The organism is Brevibacillus soli (assembly GCF_044759095.2).
GTDB lineage: Bacteria > Bacillota > Bacilli > Brevibacillales > Brevibacillaceae > JBIYSM02.
The window spans coordinates 24800-33224 of record NZ_JBIYSM020000044.1 but is presented as its reverse complement, the minus strand read 5'-3'; the positions used below and the strand labels follow the sequence as shown (position 1 = coordinate 33224).

Genomic DNA, 8425 nt, shown 5'->3' with positions numbered 1-8425 from the left:
AACGCGTGGAGCTGACGAATACTAATCGGTCGAGGACTTATCCACATTCCTTGTGCAAAACTTGCGTATCCAGTTTTCAGGGAGCAAACAGAATTCCAATCCTTTTCAGGGTTGGCATTTTTCATTTATGCCGTCCGGTATAGCCGGACGGCTTTTTTTGTCCCAGCTATTCCATTTACGCTAGGAAAAAAGCTGGGGAGGAGAGCGAGATGCCGGTCAATCCGCTGCGCTTGGCTGCAGCCCTGCTTCTTGCGGCCTGTGTGGCCTACGGATCCTATCAGATGGTGAAGCCTGAGACCTTTTCCTACATCAAGCTGCGGGATGGGGTGATGAAAGAAGGGGGGATGCTGCTGACATTGGACGACCTGGAGGAGGAGGTGCTGACACTGGGAGCCTGGTCAGACAACGGAAAGCCGCCAATAGATGGGCTTCTCCCCTGGTCGGAAACGGCGGCGTACGTTGGGCAGCCACTCGCCCGACGGGTAACGGGCGGGCTTCCGCTTCTAAAAACAGATCTGGAGATACATGGGGAGAGCACTCTGGAGCCGAAACTGGGTGCGTCCGTTACAGCAATGAGCATTCCGGTGGACAATGTATTGGGAGTGACACCGCACATCGCTGTAGGAGAGCGGGTTCATCTCTATGCTTCCTTTGAGGACGAAGCAGGGGCGCACTCCGGTCTGCTTCTACGCGACATGCCGGTGATCGCAGTTCAGCGGGAACAGGAAAGTGAAGTTCCAAGTTTGGTAGCAGTGACGATTTCATTGAATCTGGACGAGGCTGTTCTGCTTACTCATGCCCTGCACTACGGCAAGATTCGACTGGGTAAAGCCGGACTCACCGATGGAACGAAGAACGGCGTCGGGGACGCCGCGTTTGCTGCCGCTCTCATGAAAACAAGAAAGCGGTGGAGTGACGAAGAGGAGGTTCAATAGTGAAAAAACGATTGTTCATCGTTGATGAAGATGCCAGTTCCACAGGCGAATTAAGGGAGAAATTGGCTGACAGTCAACATATCGAGGTATGCGGACATGCTGTCCGGCTGGAAGAAGTATGGCGGGCGGTTCAGGCCACCAGTCCAGACATTCTTCTCGTAAGCAGTTTGCAGGAGACGGAGCTTGGAGTTCTTTGTCAGCAGATCAGATTCGCTTTTCCCCACCTCGCGTTGATAGCCGCATGTTCTGCACGAGAATTATTGTGGGAGCCTTTTTTACGCAATCTGGGCATCTGGGTAATTGCAAAACCGATCCAACCCATGCAGATCGAGACGCTGGCATTTCAGTTCAGTACAGTTCTCGGTTTGGCTGCCCTGCAGAACCACCCGCATCGCGCTGTGGCGGAAGCCCGTGCGGAGCAGACGTATGTGGCTGACTTCAAGGAACCGAAGCATCTGATTACGGTGTACGGACCCAAAGGGGGTGTCGGCAAGACGTTTTTGTCCCGTGAATTGGCCGTATATTTTTCCATGCAGAAAAAAGCCGGTCGCCCCCTGCAGGTGTTGGCTGTCGATTTTAACCTGGACTTGGGTACATTTGCAACTTCCTTGAACCTTCCACGAACACCCAACCTGTTTTCCTGGGTGCAGGTAATTGATACACACTTGAAAGAGAGGGCGCTAAGAGACGGTAGAAACCCTGACCTGCTTCACCACGAAGACTGGCAGGAATACGCTACGGCCATGCGTTTGTCCCCGCAAGATATCGCCAAGTATGTGGTCACACACTCGCAAACCGGATTGCACGTCCTTACATCGCCTCGAGAGATTCGCCACAGCTTTGAAATCCGTGATTACCATCTTTATTTGATACTGGAAACCTTGAAGAACAGCTCATACGACGTCATTTTGATCGACACGGCTCCTGACACGACTGATGCCACCATTCAGGCGCTGTTTTTTGCCGAGCGGGTAGTAATGGTGGGGAATCCTGTTGTTGATTCCATTGAAAATATTCAGCGGATGCTCAAGCTTCTGCGGGAGGCAGAGTACCCCGAAGAAAGGATTCAAATCTGCATGAACCGTCTGCAGCGAAAAGAGTTGTTTACACTGGATGAGATCCGCGCCTATTTCCAGTTGCATCCGAGTAGAAAGATATTTCCCATTCCCGATGATGCGGAAGTAAAAAAATCGATTAACACAGGGACGCCAATGATGCTGTATCCCGGAAGGACAGCGGCTAAAGACGCTATCGAAGCGTTGGGAAAATCCCTCGTTCCCCCTGAAGCGGAGAGGGTGGATCAACAGGAAAAGGGAAAACAGCGGCCCTCTCTGCTCAAATGGCTGTGGAGGTAAGAAAAGCTTCTATAGAAGTTAGGAGTGGTTCGATGACCTTTAATCGGAAAAGTTTGCTGGGAATTCAAACAACGGCGCGCCCTCCCCGTTTTGATCCGCATTCCGTGGTGCGAGAGAAAGCTTACGCGACTCAATCCCTTGATGATCGAGCTCATGTCGGTCAGCTCGCAGCAGAGAGACAGATTAGCGGTGAGATAGAAACAGCGATCAAAACAAAGATTGTCGAGAAACACGGAAAGCGGTTGTGGGAGGAAAAAAATCAACCGGCGTATTTGGAGGAAGTGGCAAACGATATTCGTCTGCTTCTGGAAGCAAGAGCCCCACTAACGAACAGTCAACTGGACACAGAGGTTCAGCGGCTTTTGCATGCGCTTATCGGCTGGGGGCCGCTGGATGCGTTGCTGGATGATTCGGATATTACCGAGATCTTGTTTCACAGGCACGACTTTTTAGTCGTGGAACGAAAAAGCACAGGGAGATTGGAGAAACCTGATATGCCTGTGTTCCGGGACGAAGAGGAAATGCTCCATCTGTTGGAGCAGATTGCCGCTGCCATGGGACGTGAATTTAACGAAACGAAAGCGGAGTTGAATACCCAGCTTCCTGATGGATCCCGCATTGCCGCGACGCACCGCTCGATCTCGCCGGATGGACACATGCTGACCATCCGTAAACACCGTGAATTATTGATGGAACAAGACTATCTGCAGTACGGGTCGATTTGCAAGCCGATGCTGCAGTTTTTGAAGTGGGCGGTCGGTTTGTCTCGGGCATCTGGTATCGTCAGCGGTGGTACCGGATCGGGCAAAACTCACTTGCTCAACTTGATATCCCAATATGTCCCGCATCATCTCAGCATCATTACTATTGAGGATGTATTGGAGATGAAGCTGCAGCACCCTTTTGTCCGCCGTTTTTTAGCCAAGCCTCCCAATTATGAAGGGAAGGGTGGCTTCTCCATCCGGGATTGTGTCCGTTTGTCATTGCGAAAACGTCCAGATGTCATTATAGTGGGCGAGACCCGCGGAGGAGAGATTGTAGATATCTTGTGGGCGATGAACACGGATCACCCTGGAAGCTGGAGCACTGCACATGCCAATTCACCGCGGGCGTTGATTGACTCCACGCTGCCGATCTTGTTTGGCAAAGCGGAAGAGAAATACAGTTCCGCGGAGAGGAATTTAATGATCGGTTCCGCGCTTGATCTGATTGTTCAGGTAAAACGTTTTGAAGAGGATGGCAGCCGCAAAGTGGTGGCGATTTCCGAGGTTGTAGGAACGGGTCAGTCTCATGAGGAGAGAATTAGGCGGACGTGCAACGTTAAGCAGATTATTCCGGAGCGCGTCTATCTACAGGATATTTACATATTCGAACCGACTGGTGTTAATGAGGGGAAAGTGACGGGCAGGTACAAGTGGACCGGTTACAAGCCGGACAGATTGGTACGGCGCTGGTTGGAAAAAGGATTGAAACCCGATGAAATCGATCAGGTGTTCTTTCCCACCCCCATACAGGTATAGGAGGTGACCACCCGTGCCAGTGTCAAACGTGCTGTTGGCAGCAACGGCCGCGTTGTGCGTGCTTTATCTCCTGATGCCGTTTGATCGCTCTTTTTTTCGTTTTCGAAGGGATCGACAACATCAGATCGTCGATCAAATGCACAGGGAACGAATGACGCTGTTTGACAAGTTGGACCGCAGGCTGCATCGCATGCGAGCCGGCCTGAACGTGAATCACTACCTGGTTTTGTCAATGGGGATGGGGTTTGGATCCATCTGGTTGACGAGTTTGATCCTGCAGTCCTGGTGGTTGGGGCTACCAGCTTTTTTCTCCGGCATCCTTTTTACGGAACGATTGATCCATATCCTGGGAGCGAGGCGAAAAGAGCGGTTTGAAGAGGGAAACGTCAAGGCAATTCGATTAATGGCAAGCTCTTTGCGAACATCTCCTTCTTACCTGCATGCGTTTGATCAGGTAGCTGTCAGTCCCTATATAAACAAACAGGTTGCCGAAGAATACACGCGAGTGGTAGAGATGCTGCGCGGTCAAGTTCCGATCGAGCGAGTGATGGCGGAGTTTTTCGAGCGCACGGGGTCGGCTGACGTCTCCTACCTGGCGACGATCGTTCGAATTCAGCGGGAGATGGGTGGGGATATGGCCAAAACTCTTGATTTGGCCGCTTCAGCCATTCTGCGGAAAAGGCAGTCGCTGCGAAGACAGCGGGCTGCCATGTCTCAGATTCTGGCGCAAGTAAATTTGTTGAGCGTGATGCCGTTTGTCTTTATCGTGGCACTCTACGCTAATAATCCCCATCATTTTGATTCTCTCACTGCGACGCCGGGAGGACGGTTTACCATGCTCGGCTGTTTGTTTTGTATTTTGGTTGGAGGCGAAGTCATCCGGTATCTTGCCTTGAAAGGATTGCACAAGGGAGGCTAAGGGATGCTGTTGATCTGTGGTGCGGTTGGTTTGGCGTTATTCTTGTTTTTGCTTCCCGCTTGTCAGGGGGTTCCTCGAACGAACATGTCCTCCCTGCAGGGGCGTATCGACGTGGAGCGAGAAGAGCTTATCAACAGGGCTTTTCATACCAAACCGTCCCGGTTGAAAGTAGTCGGTCGATTAGAAAAAAACGAGACATTGCAAACAATGCTGTGCAGGTGGACAGGGACGGATATGCCCGGAACTGAACGAATCCTTTCGCGAATTCACTGGAATGTTACTCTGCCGGAAGTGCTTTTGGCCAAAGCGACAGGAGGAGTCCTCCTGCTGGGAAGCATCGGATATCTTGTTGTGAGGCTCTACAGCGGACAGGAAATATCGTCGGTGACATTGGCGGTATCTCTTTTTGCTTTAGCAGTGTTTTTGTTTCCTACCCTTTTGCTCGAATGGGCTGACAAGCGCGTGAAGGGGGAGATACGCGAACAGGTCCCGATCTTTTTCAGTATCGTGCAAGCGTTGGTAGAGGCAGGAATGCCGATCCAGGCAGCAGTGAAAAACACGGCCCGGCGGTTTGATGCCAGGTTGGGCTGGGAGCTGGCTCGGCTGGAGGTGGAGGAAAAGCGCTACGGAAATTGGCGAAAAGCATTGGAGGAAATGGCCTACCGTTGGGAAGTGGATGCATTGATTTCAATTGCGTTGGAAATCAACGAAGCAGTAAGCAAAGGCGTCAGCGTAGGCGGGATACTGGCCGCCCAGGTGGAAGAGCAGCTTCGCCAACAGGAGGACGAAGCATCTGCATACATGAACAGACTAAGCATCCGGCTGCTTCCCTTCGTTATTTTGCTGATGGGAGTACCTCTTCTGTTCCTGGTAATGGGTCCCGCCTTTATGAGTATGAAAATGCAGCTGTAAATCTTTTTGCCGGAGGTTCTGTCTTTTGCGAGAGTATAGGTACAGACCAAAGGGAGGGGTTTTATGGAAATTTTTAAAGAATACCTGAACCGCTTTATTCATGAGGAAGATGCGGTCACGATTGTGGAGATGGTGATTATTGTCGCGGTCATCCTGATTTTGATCATTCCGGCGCTGTCAGAATTGGGAACGGCAGAAGACGAGAAGCTGAAGGAACTAAAAGATAAAATCAGCAAATGAGAGACGTAGCATTGTTTCTTTTGCTAATGGCTGCTGCCTGTTCAGATTGGCGTTGTCGCAAAGTATCAAACTATCTGACCTTTCCTTTTATGGCAGCGGGCTTGCTGTATCAACTGCTTCTCGGTACGGGGGAGGCGGCGTTGACAGGCGTTCTCTGCGCCTTTGCGCTTTCATTGTTGCCGACGTTATTTCGCGGGATGGGCATGGGAGATCAAAAACTGCTGATGGCGGCAGGTGCATGGACAAGCCATTCAGAGGTATATCTGTTGTTCTTGTATTCGCTTTGCAGCTGCATGCTTGTAGCGCTTTGCAAGCCGGAAAGATGGCCCCGCCTGTGGGGGAACATGATCTTGCTGGCGGCGGGGTGGTCGGGACACCATCAACTATGGCTGCCGGGGCGAACCTCCTCCGCCTTAAGTCTGCCGTATGCCGTTCATCTGCTTGCCGCATGCTTGTTCGATCGCTTGTGGAGGTAAGTGAGAATGCCGCACTGGTTTGATCGGCTCAAAAGGGAAGAGCGGGGGAGCCAGCTAATCGAGTTTATTTTTACGTTTCCGCTGGTCTGGGTACTGCTTGTGTTTGCCTTTGACCAATTTACCATCCTTTACAATCGGCAAAAAGCCCTTGCCGCTGCTTTCGAAGCGGGGCGTATCGCCGCTGTTCAGCCTACTTACGGCTTAGCCCGTTACCACGGAAAAGAGCGTGGAGAAAAGGAGCTGGAGCAGGCCATCGCTGCGACGGATGGAGAGGTTCGCATCTTTGTAAAGGGGGGAAAGTGGAAAAAGGGGAATCACCTGCAGACCGAAGCTACAGTATCCTTTCGCTTGTTGGCCTCCAGGCAACCGATGGAGGTTACCGAAACCTATCACATGATGATCGAGAACGCGGAGGACATAGAGTGATGCGACAAAAAAAGCGGCTGTTATTTGAAGAGCGTGGGGCAATCTTGGTAACCACGCTCTTTTTTCTCTTTTGCCTGTGCGGTTTGTTGTCGTTGTTGTTGTTTCAGGAACAGGCCGGACTACTGATCATGAAGACACAGCAGACAGCAGATCTGATCACAAAAGGAGCAAGGGCTGCCGGAAAGTGGGAGTACCTCGATGAGGACGGCGAGAGACAGCAGAAGCTGTTCGCTACCAGTCGCGAGGCGCAAAGACAGGGTGCTGCCATCATCAGGGGAGCCCGTGAAGAGGCGGAGATCCTGTGGAGACTGAACGAACCATCGTTGCGAAACGAGGCAGAGCAGGTCGTTGCCATTCATCAAAAAGGCGAACAACGATATCTCTATCGTCAGGGAATCTACCATTTGCAACTGGAAGTGACCAGCTTGCTGCAACTCTTTTGGGAGACGACAAGAGTGATGGTGTCCAGGGCATCCCAATCGGGGCTGTATAAACAATGACTGTGGAATCAGGCCGTTAGGCACAGCTATTATTTTTGTCCTATAGCAGCATGGTAATTTAGCAGTAAATTCCAGATGCAGGGACAGGAGTGAACAGCTGATGCCGACCAAGATTATAGAGAGGTATAAAAGAATCCTTACGGGAGAGCAAAAACGGTTTTCTCCTTATGAGTTTGAAGATGTGCAGTACCGAAAACAAAAGGTGCAGCTCGTGCTGCGTTACGCCATCGAGCAGGTAAAAATGTGGACGCCCGAACAAGCTCGCAACGAGTTGAACATGCGGGATGTAAAAGAGTTGAAGCTGCATCTCATTCGCGAGTACGTCGAGCCGCCGATTGAGGCGAAATCGGAAGATGTCTACTATCTAGTAGAATACGCTTATCCGTACCTTCCCAGGTCATCTGAAAAGGACAAGGTGCTTTGGGTATATCAAGAGGTACTGTCTGGTATTCGACGCCATTTTCCCCCTCTCTATTTTCAGAGCATCAAGGGAGAAGAGCGGGCCAAGATATGCTTTGATTACATGTGGCAAGAACTCCTACAGATTCGCGACCTGCGGGAATTGCCGCGCATATTCACCAAAACGGAAAGGGCTCACCATATTTTGCGCAAGCACAAGCTGAAAATATTGGTAGATACTCTCTACTTCTCCCCGTTTGACATGATTACGGACATGTACCCGGAATTGGCCGAACCATCGCTGTGGAATCCATATTGAAATATATTTGCACGCCCCCTCTGTCTTTTTTTACCGTAAGAGTAGTTTCATGGGCTTATAAGCATATGAAACGGCCGTACTCTGCAGGTGAGAAAAGGAGGTTGTTGCAAATGGCAACAGTAGAGGCTCACCAGGAATTTTCCACGACTGTGGAGCAGCTTTTGGGACGCGTGGTACGTTACCAAAAGCACAAACCGGGGAGACACCTCTCGTTGGAAAGGGTGCCCCAAGGCTACTTCCAAATTGAGTCCGTTCACCGATTTGGAAGCAGAATCATTTTGAATGACGGAACGATTGTCTTGGAGAGTGCTCCGACCGTCATGGAACGCGGGAGAAGAATTGCGCTTCTTCTCACAACCGGAGAGGAACTCTACTTTTTTGTAGAGTAAGTCTCCAAAAATTCGCCTTGTACAGTGAGTGCAAG

The 8425-nt window shown here is 50.9% G+C and carries 11 protein-coding genes; all 11 read left to right on the top strand.

Features of this window, described 5'->3' with window-relative positions; all coding sequences use genetic code 11:
- The first annotated feature begins 209 nt into the window (after positions 1 to 209).
- The 11 genes from ACE99V_RS16800 to ACE99V_RS16750 all read left to right on the top strand — a co-directional run bounded on the left by ACE99V_RS16800 (position 210) and on the right by ACE99V_RS16750 (position 8390).
- A complete protein-coding gene (locus tag ACE99V_RS16800; protein ID WP_400492127.1) occupies positions 210 to 935 on the top strand; it encodes an RcpC/CpaB family pilus assembly protein in 726 nt (241 codons plus the stop codon).
- Positions 935 to 2290: a CpaE/TadZ family protein gene (locus ACE99V_RS16795; RefSeq protein WP_400492128.1), complete on the top strand. Its 1356-nt coding sequence runs from the start codon at positions 935 to 937 to the stop codon at positions 2288 to 2290. The genes ACE99V_RS16800 and ACE99V_RS16795 overlap by 1 nt, the downstream gene beginning before the upstream one ends.
- A 32-nt stretch (positions 2291 to 2322) precedes the next feature.
- Positions 2323 to 3810: a TadA family conjugal transfer-associated ATPase gene (locus ACE99V_RS16790; RefSeq protein WP_400492129.1), complete on the top strand. Its 1488-nt coding sequence runs from the start codon at positions 2323 to 2325 to the stop codon at positions 3808 to 3810.
- 13 nt (positions 3811 to 3823) lie between these two features.
- Complete coding sequence (locus ACE99V_RS16785; protein WP_400492130.1) at positions 3824 to 4729, top strand: type II secretion system F family protein; 906 nt, start codon at positions 3824 to 3826, stop codon at positions 4727 to 4729.
- Between the two features lie 3 nt (positions 4730 to 4732).
- Positions 4733 to 5641, top strand: coding sequence for a type II secretion system F family protein (locus ACE99V_RS16780; protein WP_400492131.1), 909 nt, complete (start codon positions 4733 to 4735; stop codon positions 5639 to 5641).
- Positions 5642 to 5704: 63 nt separating this feature from the next.
- Positions 5705 to 5881 carry a pilus assembly protein gene (locus ACE99V_RS16775; RefSeq protein WP_400492133.1) on the top strand — a complete coding sequence of 59 codons (177 nt, stop codon included), beginning with the start codon at positions 5705 to 5707 and terminating at the stop codon, positions 5879 to 5881.
- Positions 5878 to 6357 carry an A24 family peptidase gene (locus tag ACE99V_RS16770; RefSeq protein WP_400492135.1) on the top strand — a complete coding sequence of 160 codons (480 nt, stop codon included), beginning with the start codon at positions 5878 to 5880 and terminating at the stop codon, positions 6355 to 6357. The genes ACE99V_RS16775 and ACE99V_RS16770 overlap by 4 nt, the downstream gene beginning before the upstream one ends.
- 6 nt (positions 6358 to 6363) lie before the next feature.
- Positions 6364 to 6783: a TadE/TadG family type IV pilus assembly protein gene (locus ACE99V_RS16765; RefSeq protein WP_400492136.1), complete on the top strand. Its 420-nt coding sequence runs from the start codon at positions 6364 to 6366 to the stop codon at positions 6781 to 6783.
- Positions 6783 to 7283, top strand: coding sequence for a hypothetical protein (locus ACE99V_RS16760; RefSeq protein WP_400492177.1), 501 nt, complete (start codon positions 6783 to 6785; stop codon positions 7281 to 7283). The genes ACE99V_RS16765 and ACE99V_RS16760 overlap by 1 nt, the downstream gene beginning before the upstream one ends.
- Positions 7284 to 7383: 100 nt before the next feature.
- Positions 7384 to 8001, top strand: coding sequence for a DUF4046 domain-containing protein (locus ACE99V_RS16755; RefSeq protein WP_400492137.1), 618 nt, complete (start codon positions 7384 to 7386; stop codon positions 7999 to 8001).
- A 110-nt stretch (positions 8002 to 8111) separates the two neighbouring features.
- Positions 8112 to 8390 (top strand): hypothetical protein, encoded by a 279-nt coding sequence (locus ACE99V_RS16750; RefSeq protein WP_400492138.1) that lies wholly within the window; start codon positions 8112 to 8114, stop codon positions 8388 to 8390.
- The last annotated feature ends 35 nt before the right edge of the window (positions 8391 to 8425 follow it).